The following is a 23,212-nucleotide window of genomic DNA, read 5'->3' as shown; positions in this document are numbered from 1 at the left end:
AGATGAGTATCGATTATGGAAAAACGCTTAACCTGCCAAAAACAGAATTTCCTATGCGTGGAAATTTGCCCGTACGTGAACCTGAGGTAGAAGCAAGATGGGAAGAAATGGACATCTATAAACTAGTTTTGGAGCGTACGAAGGACCGCCCAAGCTTTATTCTACATGATGGCCCTCCTTACGCGAACGGAGATATCCATATTGGTCATTCTTTAAATAAAACGTTAAAAGACTTTATCGTTCGCTACAAATCCATGTCTGGTTTTTACGCACCGTATGTTCCAGGCTGGGATACACATGGTCTACCAATTGAGCAAGCAATCGTAAATGCACAAAAATTAGATCGTCGTAACATCGAAGTAAACGACTTCCGCAAACGTTGTGAAGAATATGCGTGGAGCTATGTAGAAAAACAACGTGAACAATTTAAACGTTTGGGTGTTCGCGCAGATTGGGAAAATCCTTACGTAACTCTGCAACCTGAATATGAAGCAGCGCAAATCCGTGTGTTTGGTGCCATGGCAACGAAAGGCTATATTTACAAAGGTCTGCGTTGTGTATATTGGTCTCCATCTTCTGAAACTGCATTAGCCGATGCAGAAATTGAATACTACGACAAGCGTTCTGCCTCTATCTATGTGCGTTTCATGGTGAAGGATGGAAAGGGCAAGCTAGATCAAGACACAGGTGTTATCATTTGGACAACTACTCCTTGGACCATTCCAGCTAACATGGCAATCTCGCTAAATCCTGAATTGGAATACAGTGTAGTGGTTGCAGATGGGAATAAATATTTAGTGGCTTCTGGTCTAGTGGAATCCGTAACCAAAGAAATTGGTTGGGAGCAAGTAGAAACCGTTCAAACCTTCAAAGGCTCTGACTTAGAAGGAATTGAGACACAACATCCATTCTATGATCGTATTTCCCCAGTAATTTTGGGTGATCACGTCACATTAGACGCTGGTACGGGTTGTGTTCATACTGCTCCAGGACACGGGGAAGATGACTTTAACGTTGCTAAAAAATACAATATCGAAGTGCTGTGCCCAGTGGATCATGAAGGGAAACTGACGAAAGAAGCACCGGGCTTTGAAGGGTTGTTCTATGAAGATGCCAACAAAGTGGTATCTGAAAAACTGAAAGAAAACGGCGCTTTGCTGAAATTAAGCTTTATCACTCACTCCTATCCGCATGACTGGCGTACGAAAAAGCCAATTATTTTCCGTGCGACAGAGCAATGGTTTGCGTCTGTGGAAGGTTTCCGTAGCCAAATGCTACAAGCCATTAAAGATGTGAAATGGACTCCACATTGGGGCGAGACTCGTCTTGCTAACATGGTGGCAGATCGTAATGATTGGTGCATTTCTCGTCAGCGTGTTTGGGGTGTACCAATTCCAATCTTCTTCTGCAAAGCGTGCAACGAACCGATCATCAATGAACAAACCATTGATCATATCGCTAACTTGTTTGCTAAAGAAGGTTCTGGCGTGTGGTTTGCTCGTGAAGCGTCTGAATTAATTCCAGAAGGATTGACTTGCGCTTGCGGTTGCAACGATTTCCGTAAAGAAACAGATATCATGGACGTTTGGTTTGATTCGGGTTCCTCACATGAGGCAGTATTGCGTCAACGTGATAATCTAAGCTGGCCTGCTGATCTGTATTTAGAGGGATCTGACCAATATCGTGGTTGGTTCAACTCCTCTTTATCTACCTCGGTAGCTGTTCATGGTCAAGCGCCATATAAAAGCATCTTGAGCCATGGTTTCACATTGGATGGTGAAGGACGTAAGATGTCCAAATCACTTGGTAATACGATTGTGCCAAAAGAAGTAACAGACAAGCTAGGAGCTGATATTTTACGTCTGTGGGTTTCTTCTGTTGACTATCAATCAGACCACCGGATTTCTGATGCGATTCTTGCACAGAATGCAGAAGTATATCGTAAAATCCGCAATACATTCCGTTTCTTGCTTGGTAACCTGGATGGCTTTGATCCAGCTAAAGATCGCGTAGAATACGATCGCTTGCCTGAGCTAGATCGCTTTATGTTGGCAAAGGCGGCAGAGATGGTAAAACGTACACGCAAAGCATATGATGAATATCAATTCCATACTGTATATCAAACTGTGCATAACTTCTGCACCATTGAGCTTTCTTCTTTCTACATGGACATCTCCAAAGATCGTTTATATGTAGAAGCACCAAATAATGAAGAGCGTCGTGCAGCACAAACGGTTATGTATGATATCTTGCTTAATCTAGTGAAATTGTTGTCTCCAATCATCCCGCATACAACAGATGAGGTATGGCGTTACATCCCAGGCGTAAGCGAGGCGAGTGTACAGCTTACCGATATGCCGGAAGTAAATGAACAACATTTGTTCAGTGCAGAAGAGCAAGCAAAATGGACAGCTTTCTTAGAAGTGCGCGATGAAGTGTTAAAAGCAATGGAAGAAGCACGCCGTAACAAAGTATTTGGTAATTCCGTTGATGCTAGATTGGTTCTATATCCACACACAGCAGAGGTTTACCAAACACTTATGAATATGGAGTTCTTGGCAGATCTATTCATCGTGGCAGATATTGAAATGCATGAAGCTGGTACAGAAGCCCCTGCGGAAGGTACTAAACTAGAAGGTATTTCTGTAGTTGTACTTGCGGCTGAAGGCGAGAAGTGTGAACGTTGCCGTGTCGTGAAGGAAGATGTAGGGAAAGTGGCATCACACCCATCTACATGCGAGCGTTGTGCAACGATTGTTGATGAACATTTTTCACATGTAACCGAATAAAACTATAAGTATCGATTAGTATATTGGGCACCAATTTCATTCGTTTTACAAAGAACGTTCTTATCAGGGAAAAAAATTCCCTAGTAAGAACGTTTTTTTGTCGGGCATACTACCAAAACGAGAGAGCTCTACATTTTTAAGTAAGGATGGTGCCCAGATGGATAAACAGATGCTGGCTCATGTAAAGGAAAGACTCCTTGATGAGAAAGAGAGCATAATGAAGCGTTTGGAGGAGAACGATCACTATGGAATGAAAAGTGCTATGGGTCAAGCTACCTCTGAACTTTCCACATATGATAATCATCCTGCAGATGTTGCTTCTGAATTGTTTGAGCGGGAAAAAGATATTGCGTTGTACCAACTGGATCGTGAAACATTAAACGAGATAGATCAAGCACTAGAGCGCATGAATGCGGGTACGTATGGGATTTGTACTGTCTGTGGAAAAGAAATTCCAACGGAGAGATTAGAAGCATTGCCACAAGCGCTGACGTGCAAAGAACATGCTCCAGCTCCTGTTGTTAACAATCAGCGTCCTATTGAGGAACAATTTTTGAAGCCAGCCTTTGGGCGAACTTCGATGGATGAAAAAGATACGAATTTCTTTGACGGGGAAGATGCATGGCAAATTGTAGAATCGTGGGGAACCTCCAGTACACCATTTTCTTTTCAAGACTCCGATAAAACAGACTACAACCATATGTATATTGAGTCAGACGAAGCAGAGGGCTATGTAGAAGCTGTGGAGCAAATTGGTTACACTGATATGTACGGCTACCAAGGACCGGACAGCGTTCATTTTATGCGGAGCCACACGTATGATAAGTACATGGCCCAAAACGAGGGAAAGGGTCTAATTATGTCATATGAGCAGTACTTGGATGATTTGGCCAAGCAGGAAGCGGATGACGATCTTAGCAACTTATAATATGGAGGTATTCTGTTGATTATTGAACGGGTCGAGACATACCCCTGCCTGCACAGGTTACGTGAACCTTATGGGGATGCTAATGGCTATAAAAAGTATCGTTCCTGTTACATGATTAAAATCGTGACACGCTCTGGGCTGGAAGGCTGGGGAGAATGTATTGATTGGCTACCGACGCTTGAAATAGGCTTTCGAAAACGAATCATTCCTTACTTGATTGGCAAGCAGGCAACGGATCGAAGCAAACTGGTTACGGTCGTGAAAAAGTGGCATCAACGAGCTGCTGCCGCCGTTAGTATGGCTTTGACGGAGATTGTGAGTAAGAGTGGGGGGCTGTCGGTATGCGATCTATATGGAGGGATGTGGCGAGATACGATACCTGTCTATGCTTCCTTTCAATCGTATCGTGATACGCCTAACTGGGAACAACAATCTTGTGAGCAAGTAGAACAGGCCTTACTTAGTGGGTTTCAAATGGCAAAAGTTAAAATTGGTGGTAGGACTATTAAGGAGGACCAAGCTCATGTAAATCTCTTAATGGCAACGCTTGGCTCACAAATGTCTTTTGCCTTGGATGCAAATCAGAGCTATGACGTGGCTGGTGTAGGAGCATGGCAACAACTATTTTCAGAATGGAGTAATCTGTTGTGGCTAGAGGAACCTATGCCGATGGACCGCTTACATGATTATGTTTTATTACGGGCTAAGCTATCTATTCCATTAGCTGGTGGAGAAAACATCCTAAATGTAAAGGCTTTTCACAGCCTGTGTCAGATCGGAGCGATTGACATTGCCCAGCCTGATCCTATGCATGAGGATGGAATAGATGGGTATCGTCATACGTTGCTAACCGTGCGTAGTTTTGGTTATCGTGTCTCTCCACATGTATTTGACGGTGCCTTAACACGGCTGTATGCATTGTTTGGGCAAGCCTGTCTACCTGCATGGAGCAAGATGACAGGGGATGAAATAGAACCTGTTGAGTGGGACGTTATGGAGAATCCCTTTACCCAGTTGATTCCTCTCTCAGCACAGCAAGGAACTGTTACGTTGCCAACAGGAGTGGGACTTGGTATAGAGATCGATACAGACATTCTGGCTCACTATACCTGGGATGGTAGTATGTATCAAGCCTAAGTTGTCATTTCATGATTACGTTGATCGTTTAAGAAAAGAGGACGTATGATGGCTCAATCGCAAAACAACTCGAAAAATCTCATAGGGTTAACGGGTGTTCCGTTGGTCATGGTTCTCGGGAATTCTATGTTAATTCCCATATTACCAACAATGAAAGCGGAGTTGCACCTTACTTCTTTCCAAACCAGTTTTTTGATTACAGCCTTTTCTATTGCGGCTGGAATCATTATTCCATTGGCAGGTTACTTATCTGACCGGTTTAATCGGAAAGTGGTTATAATGATTGCTCTTACTTTATATGGAGCAGGCGGTTTGCTCGCTGGATTAGCGGCATTGTGGGTAACGAATCCCTATTGGTTGATTATTTTAGGAAGGGTGTTACAGGGAATAGGTGCAGCAGGGACATCGCCTATTGCTATGGCTTTAGTAGGAGACTTATTTGATGGTGCTTCCGAAAGTAAAGCCCTTGGATTATTGGAAACCTCCAACGGCTTGGGTAAAGTGTTAAGTCCGATTTTAGGCTCTCTATTTGCTTTATGGACATGGTATGCTGTCTTTTTGGCGTTTCCAGTCATTTGCGCTGTGGTGCTAGTCATCTTTTTATTGTTAGTAAAAGAAAAAAAACAAAAAAAACAGCCTAAGTCAGTGAAAGAGTACCTTGGTTCGATTGGTAAGGTATTTAAACAAAACGGCAAGTGGCTAATTCCGGCCTTTTTTATCGGGAGCATATGCTTATCTACACTGTTTGGCGTGCTTTTTTATCTATCTGATTTGCTGGAAGAAACCTACAAAATTGATGGTGTGTTAAAAGGAGCTTTTTTAGCTATTCCCTTGCTAGCCATGAGTATTATGGCTTTTATTACAGGGGCGATTATTAAAAAGAAACTAACCGTGATGCGCTACTTTATTATTACGGGAATGCTCCTACTTACATTCTCCTATGCAGGGGCAAGCTTTGTATCCAATGTCTATTTCTTAATTGGAATTCTTGTATTTGGTAGCGTGGGAACAGGAATGATTTTACCTTGCCTCAATTCCATGATCATTGGGGCGGTTACTAAGACAGAGCGTGGAATGATTACGTCTTTGTATAATGGTGTGCGTTTTATTGGAGTAGCGTTAGGGCCACCGATTTTCACCTGGTTGTTGGGATTTTCGACTAAGGTCATGTTCTATTCGATTGCCTCAGTCACGCTACTATTTGCCATAATCGCTTTTTTTACCATAACACCACAAAAAGCTACAGATTCAAATGGAGCTACCGAGGAAGGGGCTGCAAAAGAGATTTCAACAGTGAGAAGTCCGACTGATGCGAGAAGCTCAACAGGTTCGAACGAAGAAGAATCCTCACAGGACAAGAAGCTGGTGGATCAAAAGGCTTTGGATGAAATAACAGTGTTGTTAGAAATTCGGGAGGAAACAAAGGAGCAAAAACAACAGGAGCAGATAAAAAAAGAATTGGGTTTGGACCCAGGAGATCTGTTTGAAAAAGTATTTACAAAAAAAGAAAAAGAGAAATCGTAATAGATCATTAGGCCTCCGAAGAGGAGGCTTTTTCTGTTGTGGCAAGGTTCTATATAAAAAAATTACTACTAACAATAATAAACAAATGTAAAAATCAGTATGATTCTATTGACATTTTAGGTAACGATGATATGATGATTTATAAATTGATTCCGATAACTTTATACAACTTCTTATCAAGAGCGGTGGAGGGACTGGCCCTATGAAACCCGGCAACCTTGATTCATTCAAAAGGTGCTAAATCCAGCAGAAATTTCTGAGAGATAAGAAGAATGGCACATACATATACATGAAGCCCTTCTTCTTAGAGAGAAGGGCTTTTTTGCATAAATTTTCCTTTTGTAAAAAAACACCAAATTACATGTAATAAAGACAGGTTGTGAAGGAGATATGTACTCTTACAAGCATATAACCAAGTATTCCGATATATAAATGGGGTTATGAAGAGAAGTGGAGGAAATTATGCATGTATCTGTTAAAACGAATTTTCACTATGCTGGTTACATTGTGGATTATTGTGACACTAACTTTTGTCATTATGCATCTTATACCGGGTGATCCTTTTGCGACTGATTCACAAATGCTACCAGCAGATGTAGTCCAAAATATGCGAGAAAAATATAATTTGGATAAACCAATTGCCCAACAGTATTTGTTATATCTAAAGGATTTGGTCCAATTTGATTTAGGGCCTTCCATTCAATCTAAATCACGTGATGTAAATGCACTGATCGCTTCCGGATTTCCCGTATCAGCTACGCTAGGCTTGCAATCGTTGTTCTTGGCATTGACGCTCGGTATTTCCTTGGGGATTATCGCGGCGCTTTATCATAACAGGTGGTTAGATTACGTTTCTATGTTTATCGCTATTATCGGGATTTCTGTCCCAAGCTTCATTTTAGCTCCGTTGCTAATCAAATTGATTGCAGTTGACTGGAAGCTCTTGCCCGCGGCTTCTTGGGGGTCTTGGAAGCACTCTATCTTGCCGTCAGTTACTTTGGCAGTTGGTCCAATGGCAATCATTGCTAGATTTGTTCGGGCTAGTATGCTTGAGGTTTTTAGTCAGAATTACATGAAGACGGCGGAGGCAAAAGGCTTGACTACATTTGTGATAGTAGTGAAACACGGGATTCGCAATGCATTGATTCCTGTTCTGACGTTTATCGGCCCTTTGTTTGCAGCATTGATTACCGGCACGTTCGTGGTTGAGAAAATCTTTGCTATTCCAGGCATTGGTAAATATTTTGTAGATGGCATTTTTAATCGTGATTACCCAGTTGTGATGGGAACAACGGTCTTTTATAGCATGGTCCTGATCTTGTCATTGTTTTTGATTGACGTATCTTATCGACTAGTGGACCCGAGAATTAAAATTACGAGCAAGGGGGACTAAGATATGGCGCAATCTTCACTCCATTCTGAACAAGATCATCTTTTTCGACCTGTAGATAAGCGAATTTTTGAAGAGAATCGAATTGAGCGACCAAGTCTAAGCTATGGAAAAGAAATGGTACGAAAAATAGTTCAGAACAAGCTAGCAATGCTCGGATTCAGCTTATTGATTTTAGTGATTATGCTTTCGCTCATCGGTCCTCATCTTGTAGTCTTTAGTCCAGCAAATCAGGATTTGTTGCTAGGGAATCTAAAACCTTCCGAAACACATTGGTTCGGAACAGACGATTTGGGACGAGATATGTGGGCACGCACATGGGCAGGTGGGAAAATTTCCCTATTCATAGGTTGTATCGCAGCTACCATCGATTTGTTGATCGGTGTAGCTGTAGGCGGCGTCTCGGGTTATATGGCAGGGCGAGGCAAAATGGGGGATCGAATTGACAACATCCTGATGCGGATCGTGGAAGTCTTGTATGGAATTCCGTATTTGTTAGTAGTTATTTTATTGATGGTGGTCTTAGAACCAGGGTTGTCTACTATTATTATTGCCCTATCAGTAACAGGCTGGGTTGGTATGGCTCGCTTAGTACGTGGTCAAGTGTTGCAGTTAAAACAGCAAGAATTTGTGCTAGCAGCGGAAAAATTAGGAACCTCTCACGCCAAAATTATTTGGAAGCATCTGTTGCCAAATGCCTTAGGAATTATCATTGTTAACCTGACCTTTACGATACCACAAGCCATCTTTGCTGAATCATTTTTAAGCTTTCTAGGTCTTGGTGTACAAGCACCTAATGCAAGCTGGGGAACAATGGCCAACGATGGAATTGGTGTTATTTTAAACGGACAGTGGTGGAGACTTTTCTTTCCAGGACTATTTATCTCCCTAACCATGTTTGCGTTTAATGCTTTCGGAGATGGATTACAAGATGCACTTGATCCTAAAAATAAAAAATAGAGGGGAGGGGTAATCATGAATCATTTGTTAGAAATAAACGAATTGCAAGTGGGCTTTAAGACATATGGAGGAGAGGTTCAGGCTGTTCGTGGCATTTCGTTCTTTGTGGATAAAGGAGAAGTGGTAGCGATCGTTGGAGAGAGTGGCTGCGGTAAATCAGTTACAGCGCAGGCTATCATGGGGATGGTAAAGGCAGGAAACGGTGTCAGAACGGAAGGCTCCATACGCTTTGCTGGTCAAGAAATTGCGGGTTTGTCCAAAAAGGCGTTGCAAGAGATCAGAGGTTCCAAAATAGGTATGGTGTTTCAAGATCCGATGACTTCACTTAATCCAACGATGAAAATTGGTAAGCAAATTGCAGAGGGCTTAGTAAAGCACCAAGGTCTATCCCTACAAGCGGCACAGCAAAAGGCGATCGAGCTGTTGCACCAAGTAGGTATTCCAGAAGCAGAGAAGCGATATCATCAGTATCCACATGAATTCTCTGGAGGAATGCGTCAGCGGGCCGTTATTGCCATTGCGATAGCCTGTAATCCACAGTTGTTGATCGCTGATGAGCCAACAACAGCTTTGGACGTGACCATTCAAGCCCAAATTCTTGATTTACTACTTGAATTACAACAAAAAACGGATACTTCGATCGTTATGATCACTCATGATTTAGGTGTCGTAGCAGAAATGGCTCAACGCGTTGTAGTGATGTATGCAGGTAAAATCGTAGAAACAGGGACAGTAGATGAGATTTTTGAATCGCCGAGCCATCCGTATACGAAAGGGCTGCTGGACTCGGTACCAAAGCTAGATCAAGCTGGGAAGCAAAGATTAGTTCCGATTGAAGGAGCTCCGCCTGATTTATTTGCTCCGCCAAAAGGATGCCCATTCGCTCCTCGATGTTCCTATGCGATGGAAATTTGCGTGGATCATCTACCACAGACGACCACATTTTCATCTACGCATCAGGCAAGCTGCTGGTTGCACGATCCAAGGTCTCCACGACAACAAGAATTTAGAGTAGCAGGGAGGGCTTAGGAAATGGTACGAAACGTTAAAATAACAGAATATAGAGAACAACCTGAAGTAATTTTAGAACTAAGCAACATGAAAAAATACTTTTCCTTAGGCTCCGATCAAACGGTGAAATCGGTAGACGGTATTACGTTGTCCATTAAAGCAGGTGAAACATTTGGCCTGGTGGGGGAAAGTGGAAGCGGAAAATCGACGCTGGGACGTACAGTGGTCGGATTGTATCAGCCCACAGAGGGACAAATTCGCTTTGCTGGCAAAGATATTACAACCTACAGTCGTCAAGAAAAGCGCGAATTCGATCGGAATATGCAAATGATTTTCCAGGACCCCTACTCCTCCTTAAATCCACGCATGCGAGTAGGTGACATTATCGGAGAGGGCATTGACGCTTACGGCATTGCTAAAGGATCAAAGCGTACTGAACGGATTTATGAGCTTTTGGAAAAAGTGGGCTTGCGTCCAGAACATGCGAAACGGTATCCTCACGAATTTAGTGGAGGACAGAGACAGCGGATCGGGATAGCCCGGGCGTTAGCTGTGGAGCCTATTTTTATTGTGGCAGATGAACCCATCTCTGCTCTTGATGTCTCCATTCAAGCGCAGATTGTCAATCTATTGGAAGATTTGCAACAGGAACAAGGGCTTACTTATTTGTTCATCGCGCATGATTTAGCGATGGTGAAGCATATCAGCGATCGAATTGGTGTCATGTATTTAGGTCAAATGATGGAGGTAGCAGATAGCGAGACATTGTTCCAAGAGCCTTTGCATCCCTACACGCAAGCATTGCTGTCTGCTATTCCAGCAACATCTACGACGGAGTTGGCAGAGAAAGAACGTATTGTATTAACAGGCGAGCTACCAAGTCCTCTTCAACCACCGATTGGCTGCCCGTTTTCGACTAGATGTCCAGTTGCAATGCCGGTCTGTAGAGAGTCTAAACCAGAGTGGAGGGAGGTGAAGCCGGATCACTGGACGGCTTGCTACTTGCACCACTAAGAAAAAAAGAGAGATTGACGAGGAGGAACCATCATTGAAAAAGCTATTATTACCAGCATTAGCCATTCTATTATTCCTAGTACCTACCCTAACTGCGTGTGGTAATCAAGAAGGTACAGCAGGTATACCTGAATCAGGAGCAAGTGCCAAACAAGAATTGACAGCCAATCTGGCAGGTGAGCCATATTCACTTGATCCTGCCATTGCTACCGATACAAAATCATTCTGGATTATTGATCATCTTTATGAGGGGCTCTATGCTTTTGACAAGGAAGGAAATGTAGTAGAAGGGGCGGCTCAAAAAGTAGAGATCTCTCCAGATGGAAAAACCTATACATTCACGATCCGTGACGATGCCAAGTGGTCAAATGGTGATGCGGTTACAGCTAAAGACTATGAATATTCATGGAAACGTGTCTTGAATAAAGAGACAGGAGCTACCAACGCTTTTTACCTGTATTACATAAAAGGCGCTGAGGCTTATAATAAAGGCGAAGGTAAAGTAGAAGAAGTCAAAGTAAACGCAACTGACGACAAAACACTGGTAGTGGAGCTGAACGCACCTACCTCCTATTTCCCAAAAGTAATGATGAACAATGTCTACTTTCCCGTGAATCAAAAGGTAGTAGAAGGAAATAAGAACTGGGTAGCAGAAGCGAATACACTGGTATCAAATGGTGCGTACAAATTGGCTAGTTGGGAGCATGATAGTCAATTAAAGCTAACGAAGAGTGAAAACTATTGGAATAAATCTAAGATCAGCATGGATACACTCAATTTTAAAATGGTACCAGATGCAACGACTTATTACCAAATGTACAAAACAGGTGAGCTAGATATCATTGATACGTTGCCGATCGATGCTATCGACCAAGAGAAGAACAATAAGGAATATGTAAGCCTCCCTAAATTTGGAACTTATTTGTACACTTTTAATGTGACACAAGAACCATTTACGAATGCTAAAATACGTCGTGCATTTGCTTTGTCAGTCGATCGTGACCTATTGACCAAAAATGTAACCAAAGCAGGCGAAACACCAGCATATGCCTATGTACCACAAGGCGTTAAAACAGCGGACGCAGATTTCCGCGGAGAAAAGCCAACCTACTTCACTTTTGACCCAACTGAAGCGAAAAAGCTATTGGCTGAGGGAATGAAAGAAGAGGGCTGGAGCAAACTTCCTACCGTAACCTTGAAGTACAATAACGCACAAAACCATAAAAAAGTAGCGGAAGCCTTGCAACAAATGTTTACAAATAATCTTGGCGTCGATGTGAAATTGGAAAATCAAGAGTGGAAAACCTACATTGATACTTATAAACAAAGTAATTTCCAAATGGCTCGCATGGGGTGGGTTGGCTCTTTCCTTGATCCTGTAGCCATGCTAGATTACTATTTAGGTGAGAGTCCAAATAACCAAGCCAAATGGGTAAATCCAAAATTTGATACGTTAATGGAAAAAGCGAAAGTGGAGCAGGATGAAGCGAAACGTAATCAATACTTACATGAAGCCGAAGATATCTTCATGCAGGATTTACCGGTTCTTCCGATCTTCTTCTATTCGCAAAACTATTTGAATGCCAATTCATTGACAGACGTAACGTACAGTGTGTATAAAAATCCTGACTTGCGCTGGGCTAAAAAAGTAGCAGAGTAATAAGGGACAATGTTCAACAAGCTTTGATTCTTGAATCTAAAACCAATGTATATGTATACCTGACATCTTAGGTCTGCTTCTGCCTTAAGAGGAGCAGACTCTTTTTTCAAAAAGTAACATGTTAATCAGTTTACTAATAGTAGAGTAACAAGCTTTGTTCAGTAAGTACCTGTATACAGATGTTTCACCAGTAGAGGAGACTGTTATGGATACAATTATGGATACGATGTTTCTTACAGGTTTACTCCTGTTGCTGGGAGGGGCAATTGTTTTTGTATGGCTTACAGGTTTTTTTGCTTTGTTTCTTAAAGGTTTTTACATACTAGGCAGCACCTTTTTTAAAAAATCAAAAGCTCTTCAGCAAATTGATGCGCAGCTTGCAGAGGATATAACCCTGCAAGAGTGGAAAAGAAAAAAAGCAAGGCAACTGATGGTCATACTGCTAGTGGTAGGAATGCTTTTTGTTATTCTATCCCTTATCTGGGCAGGCATCCAGTTGTCGTGATATTCATATGGACAATAAAATGATACATAAAAAGGGGAGTATGCATATGTCAGCAACAATCATTACTAACGCAACAATCATCATTGGCGATGGTCATAAATTGGAACAGGGTACCATTTTGTTAGCAGAGGGGAAAATTAAGGCAGTAGGTACGACAGCAGAGATTACTGATCAAATCAATCAGATAAAAGCCCAATATGCAGAGCTACTAACAATCAATGCGGAAGGTAAGTATGTGACACCAGGAATCATTGATGTGCATACACATCTGGGCGTCCATGAAGAAGGTATCGGAAAAGAAGGGCATGATTTTAATGAGACAAGCTCTCCAGTAACTCCTTATGTGAGAGCCTTAGATGGAATTAACCCTTTTGAGAGAGGTTTTGTCGAAGCTCGAAAAGCAGGTGTAACAACTGTTCAATCCATGCCAGGTAGCGCTAATGTGATCGGCGGAGAGATGGTTGTCTTAAAGACGGCCGGTACGATTGTAGATCAGATGATTGTCCGAGAGCCATCTGGAATGAAAGCAGCTTTTGGTGAGAATCCCAAGCGGGTGTTTGGCGCCAAAGATAAAGCACCGGTTACACGGATGGGAACTGCGGCTTTGTTCCGTCAAGAATTTATTAAAGCGAAAGAATATTTGGAATCTAAAGAAAAAGGTGATCCTGTTAAGCGTGATTTAGGCCTAGAAAACTTGGTGAAAGTGTTAAAGCGAGAGATTCCATTACGTGCTCATGCTCATCGTGCTGATGATATTGTAACAGCGCTACGTTTAGCTGAAGAATTTGACATTGAGATTACAATTGAGCATTGCACAGAAGGTCATAAAATCACGGATTTCTTACTAGAAAAAGGGGTTCGTGTTTCCTTAGGACCTACCCTTTCCTCACGGTCTAAGATCGAATTAGCAGATAAAGGCTTCCATACACACCTTGCCTTAGCAGAAGCGGGCGTACCTTTTAGTATTACTACAGATCATCCGGTTGTAGGAATTGAATACTTAGTGACCAGCGTTGCTCATGCCGTAAGCGATGGGTTGGATGAAGCCTTGGCATGGCAAGCTATCACGCTAAACGCTGCCAAACATTTAGGTGTAGAAGATCGTGTTGGTTCTTTGGAGAGTGGGAAGGATGCCGATGTGGTTATCTGGAGTGGGCATCCATTTCACATACAAAACAAGGTGGAGAAGACGTTTATCAATGGTGAAGTGGTATATGAGCGTGTGGATAAATAAGCAGAATGAAGTAGGAGGATTACATGAAGGTAGACCAAACAATCCAAACGGAGATAAACAAAACTCAGTCAGCATTGGAAAATAGAATCATTACCTATGTAGAGCAAAACAAGCAACAATTTATTTCGATTAGCCATGCTATTCATGAGCATCCTGAGATCGGCAATGAGGAAGTGTATGCGCAAGGGCTTTTAACTTCTTTGTTGGAAGAGGCAGGTTTTCAGGTAGAAAAAGGGGTGGCTGGTCATGCTACAGCCTTTCTGGCACGTAAACAGGTAGGCGAAAAAACAGGACCTACCATTGGTTATTTAGCTGAATATGATGCTTTGCCAGGTCTAGGTCATGCGTGTGGACATAATATTATCGGAACAACAAGTGTGCTTGCTGCGATTGCGCTAGGGGAGACGCTCCAAGAGACAGGTGGTGAAGTTGTAGTGCTGGGAACGCCGGCAGAGGAAGGCGGACCTAATGGCAGTGCGAAAGGCAGTTTTGTTACACATAATTTATTAACAGGTATAGACGCATGCATGATGGTGCACCCATTTAGCCACAACCGCATAACGGGGACAACGCTTGCTGTCATCCCGCTTGATTTTGAATTCATCGGCAAGGCGGCACACGCAGCGGCTGCACCAGAAGAGGGGATTAACGCACTTGATTCTGTTATTCAGCTTTTTAATGGAATCAATGCCTTACGTCAACACGTGACCGATGACGTGCGGATTCATGGGATTATCACGCATGGCGGTGACGCACCTAATATTGTACCCGAATATGCTAAGGCTAGGTTTTATATTCGGGCGTCCACACGTAGCACATGCCGAGAAGTGACTGAACGAATCAAGCAAATCGCTCAAGGGGCGGCATTAATGACAGGCGCGACTGTCAATCTCATCGCTTTTCAAAATGAAGTAGATGATTTGGTGCTGAACCGCACATTCGATGGCGTGTTTCAAGCACAAATGGAACGGTTTGGTTATGAGGTGGACACTCGTCATCAAGCAGGACTTGGTTCTACGGATGCAGGAAATATCAGTTATGTGGTGCCGACCATTCATCCATATATTAAAATTGGATCAGATGAGTTAGTCTGCCATACCGATGCGTTTCGTGAAGCCGCCAAATCACCAGAAGGGGACGCTGCCATAATTGTTGGAGCTAAGGTATTGGCTTTAACGGGGTTTACATTAATGACAAACGAGGCTGTATTAGCAGCGATTAAACAGGAATTCTCTCAACAAAAACAGGGGTTGTCCTAACAGTCGTAAAGGAAGGTTATTTTTCGACTACTCGTTGATTGGATGGAGTAGTATACTTAAGCACATGGTATTCTGAGAATGAACCATCTTTACTTGAACCTCTCATGGCTAAAGCCACGAGATTCCTGCGCTATCACATCCAACGAAGTGAGAATTAGCAGGCTATCCCCGTAGTCCCTACGGTTATTGAAAAAAAGTGTACGTTGGACTCTTCTCTCTGACCTACTGCTTGGTTTTCGCTTTTCGGTCAGAGAGGACGAAGGTATGAATGTTTTACGCCACAAAGCATTCCTTATGGCAACCCCATACATTCCGTTTTCAATGAGCAATCTGTACAAGATTAGTATACCTGTTCTTGTTAGTTATTCAAAGAAGTAGTCGGACAATTAACGTGTCAGAAGACACGCTTTGTCCGAAGCCGATTCATCTCATGATTAAAATCACGAGTGTTCTCGGCTAATTCATAAATTGGACTGCAATCTGCTCATATATCTATATGATCTTCTTAAGAAAGGGGAAGAGAATGATGAAGAAAAAATTAAATAAATTATAACCCATTCAGCGAACTAGCATTCGTACAATTCGGACTCGTGGACCGCCTACTGGCATTCTGAATTGATCTAATATAGAGAATACGGAGGTTAGAAAGCGAGTATGAGAAATGAAAAAGAAATGCTAGGTTTAATCCTCGGGTTTGCAAAAAATGATGAACGAATTCGTGCAGTAGTATTGGAGGGTTCACGGACGAATCCAAATGTGCCCAATGATATGTTTCAAGATTTTGATATCAGTTATCTTGTAAACGAAATGGATTCTTTTGTTCGAGACCCTAATTGGATTAATGTATTTGGTGATCGAATCATTATGCAAACTCCCGAAGCTATGTCCATGTTTCCCCCTGAGTTGGGCAGGCGGTTCTCTTACCTGATGCTGTTTACAGATGGAAACCGTATTGATCTGACCTTAACTCCTTTAGACGAAAAAGACGAGTATTGCAAAGAAGATAAGCTAATGGTCATTTTAATGGACAAAGATAACTGTCTCCCTGAAATCCCCACTTCAACCGATGAAGATTATTGGGTAAAACGTCCGTCTGCTGAATTCTTTGCGGATTGTTGCAATGAATTTTGGTGGGTCTCCACTTATGTAGCAAAAGGTTTGTGGAGAAAGGAAATTCTTTATGCACAAGATCATCTCAACAAAAATGTTAGACCGATGCTGCTCAAAATGCTGGAATGGCAGGTTGGTATCCAAACAGATTTTTCAGTTAGCATAGGTAAAAGTGGTAAATACTTGGAGAAACATATTTCGGAACAAAGCTGGCAAGAGCTTCTGTCCACCTATGCCGATGGAAGCTACGATGGTACATGGAAAGCGCTTTTTGCTATGGGAAATTTATTTCGCAGTACAGCAAAATACGTTGCAGATCATTTGCATTATAGATATCCTCAAGAAGAAGATCATCGAGTTACTGCCTTTTTAAAACACACCCAAAATTTACCATCCAATGCCACTGAAATCTACTGATCCTGAAGAGCCGTTTGAAAATTTACTACATTTTCTGAAAGACACGAATTAGATATATATAGTAATAAATAAAAAACCAGTCTAACACTTTGTTTTCGTGTGTTGACTGGTTTTTTGTTTATTTACCTATTTCCTCAAAAGGATTTGCCATAATCCAATTACAGGAGTTATCATCGTGTTTGGCGCATGTAGAAATCGTTTTTCTGAAAATTAGATTTATTATTGTTTTTTAAGAAAGACGGATGCTAAGAGGTGTGACATATTTACATTTCATTGTCTGTAGAGGTGGTTAATTTGTTATTTGTCAGGAGAGTATTAGTTGCTTGCTTATCACCTGTTGTATATACCTACTTATTTGTTTTTGTAAATGAAATATCACAAGGTCAATCGTTAGATTCATCTCGTACTATGATGATAGGATTTGAGTCGATTTTTCCAATTGTACTCATGTTTTATATCACGGTCGGACTGTTCAGTTCATATGCAATCGATTGGATGGAGAGATTTGTACGGAAGGATAGTCAATCTTCTTATCTGTCAAGCTTCATGGCGTATGCAGTAGGTGGATTGCTTGTTGTGCTTCTGATGGAGCTCATATTTTTCAGTAAATTTGAAATACCAATTGCAGCCTTACTAGTATTTGGAGTTGCTCCAGGCCTGGTGTTTTATCATGTTGATCTGATTCTGTTAAAATTCGTGCCAATCCTTGCAAAAATTGCTCAAAAATAAATTTTACCAAAAAATACTGATAAATGTAATCCTGTTGTATCGGGGATATGTTATAATTTTCCTTACTACAATAGCTTACTTTCACGAGAGTGGTCGGCTCACCCCTAGAAATCAATGCGGAGAGGGGGTGAGAACATGGAGGTTTACCAAGTGCTGTCCCTGCTGTTCATGTTTGGGATGTTTTTGTTAGCATTGTTAACCTACCTGAAAAAGAAATGACCTCAAGCTGTGCACTAAGCGCAGGAGGTCATTTCTTGTCTATAGCTGATGAGCTGATTCACCAACGGGAACCAACTATTGTAGAAGGCTGTGAGTGCGGCAACACTCACGGCTTTTTCTATATTACCATATGCAAGTAACTACATTTTAACACAAATGGGACAAGGTGACTAAGTCTGTCCCTGAAATAGGATCAAGATCAGGATTATTTTATGTAGCCCAAGTCGCGTAAACGAGCGATGGTCAAGGGATAGACGTCATCTTTTAGAAAAGCACTATATCGTTTATCTGAGCGCAACTCTTCGGCTGTTGGAATCTTATTACTGACAAAAGCCCCACCAACCGATCCTTCTACAATAGTAGCTACCTGTCGCTCTGCTTCTGCTACATAAATATCTTTGACGATCGAATCACCGACCGTATACTGACCAATTTTTGTGATGGAGGATAGGTGATAGCCTGTCTCCTCGTACGTCTCTCTAATGGCAGCTGCAATGCTTGATTCACCAGATTCCACTTTCCCTCCTGGGAGTTCATACCCTCGTGTGGTGTGGATGGTGAATAAAAGCTTGCCTTGATAAAAAGGAAAGACCAGGACATGCTTAGCTTGTTCCTCTCGAAATTCCGCCGGGTCAAAGCTTAACGTCATAGGTACGCCTGTCGTATCGTAAAAAGTGTCCATGTTAGGCCTCCTTAGCATGTAGGGCAATGTGTTTTGCGGTTTTCATAGCCTGACCGATTGCAAGTGAAAGACTAGCATAGTGACTTCCATTTGTAATGTCACCAATAGCGTAGACCCATGCATGAGAAGTACGCAAATGCTGATCTACAGTCAAAAACCCGCTCATTTCGTCTACTAGTTCAAGCACGGTGTGACTATTTGCAGCGATTCCGATACGAGGCAAAATCCAATCTACTTGCAAGCTATGCGTCTCTTGCTGGCATGTTTGCAAGTGAACAGAACATCTATTACCTTCGGATTTTGCTGCTTTCACTTCCGTTTCCATCCAAATGCTCACGTTAGATAGAGAGGAGGCCTTTTGCACCCATTCCTGCCTGCCGCGAAACTGATGACTACGGACTGCAAGCCAGATATGTCGTGCGTACACCGACAGATTACAAACACTTTCTAACGCACGATCTCCACCACCAATGACGAGAATGTCTTTTTGATCCAATAAATGAGCCCCCAAAGAAGTTGAAAAATCTGGTCCTAACACATGAGTAGGAACCTCTGCAAGCTGTGGCAAATGAATGGGACTTACACCTGTAGCAACAACTACATAATCCACTTGATACGAGGTTTGATCTGTATGTATGATTTTGGTTTGATAATCAATGCTACGCAGGCTTTCTTGATAGTTAATAGGTATTTGTAGCTCCTGCACACTTTCATGCAAGTCGGTCAGTAATTCTTGTCCGTTTGCATAAATTCTGGGGGGAGGTCCCAGATGCGATTATGGATATAGCGAATTTGTCCGCCAAGTGTATCGTTTTTTTCTATGACGAGGCAAGAAAGCCCAAGCCGTTTGCACCAAATTGCAGTGGAAATACCTGCCATTCCAGCGCCTGCGATCAGCACTTGAACATGTTTCAATTTCATTTCCCCCGCTTCTTACTAAAATGATTGCTTCTCTTCATTATAGCAAATTCCGCTGAGCTGGGGGATAAATTAAGCAGCTATGACCTTCACAACAAATGATTTCTCCTACTCGAGATTGTATAAGTGGACAAAACACGGTAAACTAGAAAACAGTTTTTTTACTGGATCAGAAGAATAAAGCTGTTCATAAAAGGGAGTCATTTACATGAAAGTCATTATTGCTGAAAAACCTGATCAGGCCTCAAAACTCTCAGGCCCATTTACATATAAAAAACAACAAGGATATATTGAAATTGCTCCGCATCGCTTATTTCCTAAGGGAGCCTTAGTGACATGGGCTGTAGGGCATATTTGCGAATTAGTTCCACCCGAAGAGTATAATCCAGCTTGGAAAAAATGGAGCATTCAGACGCTCCCTATGATACCAGAACGGTTTCGTTATCAGGTCATGGGATCAAAGGCCAAGCAGTTCACAATTATTAAACAGTTGCTAAGACGCTCAGATGTAACAGAAATTATCCATGCGGGTGACGCCGGACGTGAGGGTGAGCTGATTATTCGTACGGCTATAGAGCTTGCTGGCGTAAAGAAACCAATGAAACGATTATGGATTTCTTCCTTAACAGATCGCGCCATTGTAGAAGGTTTTGAGCACTTATTAGATGAGACACACACGCGAAATTTATACTACGAAGCGTACAGTCGTTCTTGTGCAGACTGGCTAATTGGGATGAATGCTTCCCGAATTTATACGATTCTCTTTAAGCAAAAGGGCGTTTCGGATGTGTTTTCGGCAGGACGTGTACAGACTCCTACCCTGGCGCTCGTAGTCAAACGGGAAAAAGAGATTGCTAATTTCAAGTCAGAGCCATTTTGGGAAGTGATTGCTTCCTTTGATATAGAAGGAAAGAAATATGAAGGCATTTGGCAGAAGAATGGTGAGTCTCGCTTATTTGAAGAGCAAATGGCTGTACGCATTGCCCAATTCTGCGAGAAGAAGTCTGCGAGTGTACAAGAGGTCAAAAAAGAACGCAAGGAATTCTTGCCACCGTTCTTGTTTAATCTCTCCTCCTTACAAGCAACTGCTAATAAAATTTTTAAGTTCTCACCAAAAAAGACATTGGATGTGGCTCAGCAATTATATCTGAAGGGATTTTTGTCCTATCCGCGTTCCGACTCCAGTTTTGTAACACCAGGAGAAGCCAAGACATTTCCAGAAATTTTGTCTAAGCTCTCCAAAAAGAAAGAGTTTCAATCGTTTTTTCCTACACCAGTACAATCAGTTGCTACTAATAAACGCTACGTAAATGAAAAGAAAGTAACGGATCACTACGCTATTATTCCTACTGAGCAAGTGCCTCATTTGGATAAGCTCTCTGCTGACGAACGCCATATCTATGATTTGGTGGCACGACGTCTGATTGCTGCACATTACGAGCCTGCGATTTTTGACTATACTACCATTACCACCTTGGTTGATGGACGGGCAACGTTTATACGCAAGGGAAAATGCCAAGTACAAGCAGGCTGGAGAACGGTTTTATTTCAAGGTCAAGAAGAGGACGATAAGGATAGGGATGAAGAAAAACTGCTACCACCGGTTGAAAAGGACGAAACGGGGAAGGTAAGCCGAGTAAAAGTGAAGGCTGGGAAAACACAACCGCCTAAACGCTATACAGAGGGCCAATTAATTACGCTGATGAAGACAGCAGGCAAGCATTTGGAGAATAGTGAATGGGAAAAAGTGTTATCTAAAACGGAGGGACTGGGCACAGAGGCTACACGAGCAGGCATTATTACGATGCTAAAAGATCGAAAGTATATTGATGTGAAGAAAAACCTAGTATTTGCCTTAGATAAAGGAAGCTTGCTGATTGATGCAATTGGGGATAAAATTCTCGCCTCTCCAGAGATGACGGCTCGCTGGGAGCAACGGCTTGCGGAAATTGGCCAAGGCCAGGCCTCTCCGCAAGAGTTTATGGAACAAGTCAAAAAGCTATCTCATAAGATTGTCCAGGATGCTACAGAGCAATCAGCTACGTGGGATTTTACCGGCATGGATATCGAAGCGATGCCTAAGCAAGCTTCTAAATTCACTGTAGGTAAAAAGGTAGCTATTTGTGCTGGATGCAAAGGCGCTATAGTAGACAAAGGAAATTTTTATGGCTGTGATCAGTTTAACAAGACTGGTTGTAAAATCACTCTTCCAAAAAAATTACTGAGTAAGTCACTGTCTGCCACAAATGTGAAAAAGCTGATGGAGGAAGGAAAAACCGGTCTGATTAAAGGCTTTAAAAAAGGTGAGAAGACGTTTGATGCCTATTTGGTTTGGGACCTTGAGAAGGCGCAATTTCAGTTTGAATTTGAAGCGAAGGCAGCCTCTTCAAGTGCAAAGGAGTACAAAAAGGCAAGCTCTAGAGCACCGAAAGGGAAAAAGATTACAGAGGCGCTATATTCTACTGAGTAGATCAGAATAAAACAAGGCAAAGTAACAAACAAGAAAGGAAGGGGGTGTGGTGTATGAATCCAGCAAGTCCAGTTTCACCCAAAGATCGAATAACCTCTATTGATACAGTGAGAGGCATTGCTATCTTGGGTATATTCCTAGTGAACTTCCCAGCCATGTTGGGGATTCAACCTCTAGACTCAAGGGGATATGCCCAAGGAACGGATGCAGTGTTTCGCTTTGGGTATGACTTATTTATTCAGACGAAATTTTACTCTTTGTTTGCCTTTTTGTTTGGATTAGGATTTTATCTATTCATGAGTAGAGCAGAAGCTAAGGGATACGCGCTGAGAGCTTTGTTTTCCATGCGTTTAACAGTTCTGTTTCTTATTGGTTGCCTACATTTTTTGCTGTTGTGGTATGGTGATATTTTACATATGTACGCACTGGTAGGCTTTTTACTTTTATTATTTTATCGACAAAAGGCATCAGCTCTGTTGGTTTGGAGCATTTTTCTAATGGGTCTGTTTATGTTGTTTATCTGGTTTGCTTTTTCCAGCGACGTTGTATTAGGTCAAACGGTTTTATTGGAAGCCCCTTGGTTCAATGGGCTAGAAGACTATGCCCAAAAAGTAAGTCAACGCTATGAAATTTTGACCGGAATACAGATTCTTAATGTAATCATTTATATTCCTGAGTTACTGGGACTGTTTTTGTTAGGATTGTGTGCAGGAAAGGTCAACTTTTTTCAACGTGTGCATGAATGGAAACGTGGCTTGCGCGTCACGCAGATAGTGAGTCTTGTGTTGACTATTCTGTTGTTTATCCCGATGTTTCGTTATTATTTCAGCCATGATGTGTATGTATCCGAAGAAATTCAAAAGTACATTCAAATGACAGGAAAAACGTTGGCGGTCTTTTATCTAGTCTCCATCGTTTTGTTGTTGGAAAACAAACGCTGGCAAGAGCGGCTCCACGGATTTACGTATGTGGGGCGTATGGCATTGACCAATTATTTATCGCAGACAATTATAACAGTCATGTTGTTTTCACTGTTTGTGCCGAATACAGCGGGAATCCCACTGTGGATTGGATTTATCTTTTGTATTACTCTCTATCTATTGCAGATCATGTTTAGTAAGTGGTGGTTATCGCAATACGCCTTTGGACCGATGGAGTGGCTGTGGAGATGTGGGACTTATATGCAAAAGCAACCATTGCGGTTGAAGGAACGGAGTCACGATTGATATAGGGGGATGAAAGGTGGCCTATCTAGA

17 protein-coding genes, 1 pseudogene and 1 riboswitch are annotated in these 23,212 nt (G+C 42.1%); of the genes and pseudogenes, 16 read left to right on the top strand and 2 right to left on the bottom strand.

All coding sequences use genetic code 11. The features are described 5' to 3' along the window. The first annotated feature begins 2 nt into the window (after positions 1–2). The 14 genes from EEL30_24390 (at position 3) to EEL30_24325 (ending at position 17,667) form a co-directional block, all read left to right on the top strand. Complete coding sequence (locus tag EEL30_24390) at positions 3–2,789, top strand: isoleucine--tRNA ligase (protein ID QDX95154.1); 2,787 nt, start codon at positions 3–5, stop codon at positions 2,787–2,789. Between the two features lie 157 nt (positions 2,790–2,946). After that, positions 2,947–3,717: a molecular chaperone DnaK gene (locus EEL30_24385; GenBank protein ID QDX95153.1), complete on the top strand. Its 771-nt coding sequence runs from the start codon at positions 2,947–2,949 to the stop codon at positions 3,715–3,717. Positions 3,718–3,732: 15 nt separating this feature from the next. Further along, a complete protein-coding gene (locus EEL30_24380; GenBank protein QDX95152.1) occupies positions 3,733–4,854 on the top strand; it encodes a mandelate racemase/muconate lactonizing enzyme family protein in 1,122 nt (373 codons plus the stop codon). A 45-nt stretch (positions 4,855–4,899) separates the two neighbouring features. Then, complete coding sequence (locus tag EEL30_24375; protein ID QDX95151.1) at positions 4,900–6,378, top strand: MFS transporter; 1,479 nt, start codon at positions 4,900–4,902, stop codon at positions 6,376–6,378. A gap of 170 nt (positions 6,379–6,548) precedes the next feature. After that, positions 6,549–6,648, top strand: a riboswitch (SAM riboswitch). 196 nt (positions 6,649–6,844) lie between these two features. Continuing rightward, on the top strand, positions 6,845–7,771 hold the full coding sequence (locus EEL30_24370; GenBank protein ID QDX95150.1) for an ABC transporter permease: 927 nt from the start codon (positions 6,845–6,847) through the stop codon (positions 7,769–7,771). 3 nt (positions 7,772–7,774) lie between these two features. Next, entirely contained in the window at positions 7,775–8,728 is a 954-nt protein-coding gene (locus EEL30_24365; GenBank protein ID QDX95149.1) for an ABC transporter permease, read from the top strand. Between the two features lie 15 nt (positions 8,729–8,743). Then, complete coding sequence (locus tag EEL30_24360) at positions 8,744–9,757, top strand: ABC transporter ATP-binding protein (protein QDX95148.1); 1,014 nt, start codon at positions 8,744–8,746, stop codon at positions 9,755–9,757. 3 nt (positions 9,758–9,760) lie between these two features. Beyond that, on the top strand, positions 9,761–10,753 hold the full coding sequence (locus EEL30_24355; GenBank protein ID QDX95147.1) for an ABC transporter ATP-binding protein: 993 nt from the start codon (positions 9,761–9,763) through the stop codon (positions 10,751–10,753). A gap of 34 nt (positions 10,754–10,787) precedes the next feature. Beyond that, the gene (locus tag EEL30_24350; GenBank protein QDX95146.1) at positions 10,788–12,413 is read left to right on the top strand and encodes a peptide ABC transporter substrate-binding protein; all 1,626 of its coding nucleotides are present in this window, start codon (positions 10,788–10,790) and stop codon (positions 12,411–12,413) included. A gap of 205 nt (positions 12,414–12,618) precedes the next feature. After that, positions 12,619–12,918 carry a DUF3899 domain-containing protein gene (locus EEL30_24345; GenBank protein QDX95145.1) on the top strand — a complete coding sequence of 100 codons (300 nt, stop codon included), beginning with the start codon at positions 12,619–12,621 and terminating at the stop codon, positions 12,916–12,918. A gap of 40 nt (positions 12,919–12,958) precedes the next feature. Then, a complete protein-coding gene (locus EEL30_24340) occupies positions 12,959–14,152 on the top strand; it encodes an amidohydrolase (GenBank protein ID QDX95144.1) in 1,194 nt (397 codons plus the stop codon). Positions 14,153–14,175: 23 nt separating this feature from the next. Then, complete coding sequence (locus tag EEL30_24335) at positions 14,176–15,411, top strand: M20 family peptidase (GenBank protein ID QDX95143.1); 1,236 nt, start codon at positions 14,176–14,178, stop codon at positions 15,409–15,411. A gap of 654 nt (positions 15,412–16,065) precedes the next feature. After that, entirely contained in the window at positions 16,066–16,938 is an 873-nt protein-coding gene (gene ant(6) / locus EEL30_24330; protein QDX95142.1) for an aminoglycoside 6-adenylyltransferase, read from the top strand. Between the two features lie 294 nt (positions 16,939–17,232). After that, positions 17,233–17,667, top strand: a complete 435-nt coding sequence (locus EEL30_24325; protein QDX95141.1) for a hypothetical protein — start codon at positions 17,233–17,235, stop codon at positions 17,665–17,667. Positions 17,668–18,091: 424 nt separating this feature from the next. Here EEL30_24325 and EEL30_24320 read toward each other — a convergent pair whose 3' ends face one another. Continuing rightward, positions 18,092–18,568 (bottom strand): NUDIX domain-containing protein, encoded by a 477-nt coding sequence (locus EEL30_24320; GenBank protein ID QDX95140.1) that lies wholly within the window; start codon positions 18,566–18,568, stop codon positions 18,092–18,094. Between the two features lies 1 nt (position 18,569). Continuing rightward, a pseudogene (locus tag EEL30_24315) lies at positions 18,570–19,483 on the bottom strand (NAD(P)/FAD-dependent oxidoreductase). Positions 19,484–19,694: 211 nt separating this feature from the next. Here EEL30_24315 and EEL30_24310 point away from each other — a divergent pair. After that, positions 19,695–21,956 carry a DNA topoisomerase III gene (locus EEL30_24310; protein QDX95139.1) on the top strand — a complete coding sequence of 754 codons (2,262 nt, stop codon included), beginning with the start codon at positions 19,695–19,697 and terminating at the stop codon, positions 21,954–21,956. A gap of 53 nt (positions 21,957–22,009) precedes the next feature. Further along, positions 22,010–23,182 (top strand): DUF418 domain-containing protein, encoded by a 1,173-nt coding sequence (locus tag EEL30_24305; GenBank protein ID QDX95138.1) that lies wholly within the window; start codon positions 22,010–22,012, stop codon positions 23,180–23,182. The last annotated feature ends 30 nt before the right edge of the window (positions 23,183–23,212 follow it).

Source organism: Brevibacillus laterosporus, assembly GCA_007833815.1.
Classification (GTDB): Bacteria; Bacillota; Bacilli; order Brevibacillales; family Brevibacillaceae; genus Brevibacillus_B; species Brevibacillus_B laterosporus_D.
The sequence above is the reverse complement of the archived record's forward strand: the minus strand, read 5'-3'. Positions and strand labels throughout refer to the sequence as shown.

What these genes read in the sequence shown, in the direction of transcription:
- EEL30_24390 (QDX95154.1), top strand. Translation starts at nt 3, where the DNA reads ATGAGTATCGATTATGGAAAAACGCTTAACCTGCCAAAAACAGAATTT.
- EEL30_24385 (QDX95153.1), top strand. Translation starts at nt 2,947, where the DNA reads ATGGATAAACAGATGCTGGCTCATGTAAAGGAAAGACTCCTTGATGAG.
- EEL30_24375 (QDX95151.1), top strand. Translation starts at nt 4,900, where the DNA reads ATGATGGCTCAATCGCAAAACAACTCGAAAAATCTCATAGGGTTAACG.
- EEL30_24370 (QDX95150.1), top strand. Translation starts at nt 6,845, where the DNA reads ATGTATCTGTTAAAACGAATTTTCACTATGCTGGTTACATTGTGGATT.
- EEL30_24365 (QDX95149.1), top strand. Translation starts at nt 7,775, where the DNA reads ATGGCGCAATCTTCACTCCATTCTGAACAAGATCATCTTTTTCGACCT.
- EEL30_24360 (QDX95148.1), top strand. Translation starts at nt 8,744, where the DNA reads ATGAATCATTTGTTAGAAATAAACGAATTGCAAGTGGGCTTTAAGACA.
- EEL30_24355 (QDX95147.1), top strand. Translation starts at nt 9,761, where the DNA reads ATGGTACGAAACGTTAAAATAACAGAATATAGAGAACAACCTGAAGTA.
- EEL30_24345 (QDX95145.1), top strand. Translation starts at nt 12,619, where the DNA reads ATGGATACAATTATGGATACGATGTTTCTTACAGGTTTACTCCTGTTG.
- EEL30_24340 (QDX95144.1), top strand. Translation starts at nt 12,959, where the DNA reads ATGCATATGTCAGCAACAATCATTACTAACGCAACAATCATCATTGGC.
- EEL30_24335 (QDX95143.1), top strand. Translation starts at nt 14,176, where the DNA reads ATGAAGGTAGACCAAACAATCCAAACGGAGATAAACAAAACTCAGTCA.
- EEL30_24320 (QDX95140.1), bottom strand. Translation starts at nt 18,568, where the DNA reads ATGGACACTTTTTACGATACGACAGGCGTACCTATGACGTTAAGCTTT.
- EEL30_24310 (QDX95139.1), top strand. Translation starts at nt 19,695, where the DNA reads ATGAAAGTCATTATTGCTGAAAAACCTGATCAGGCCTCAAAACTCTCA.
- EEL30_24305 (QDX95138.1), top strand. Translation starts at nt 22,010, where the DNA reads ATGAATCCAGCAAGTCCAGTTTCACCCAAAGATCGAATAACCTCTATT.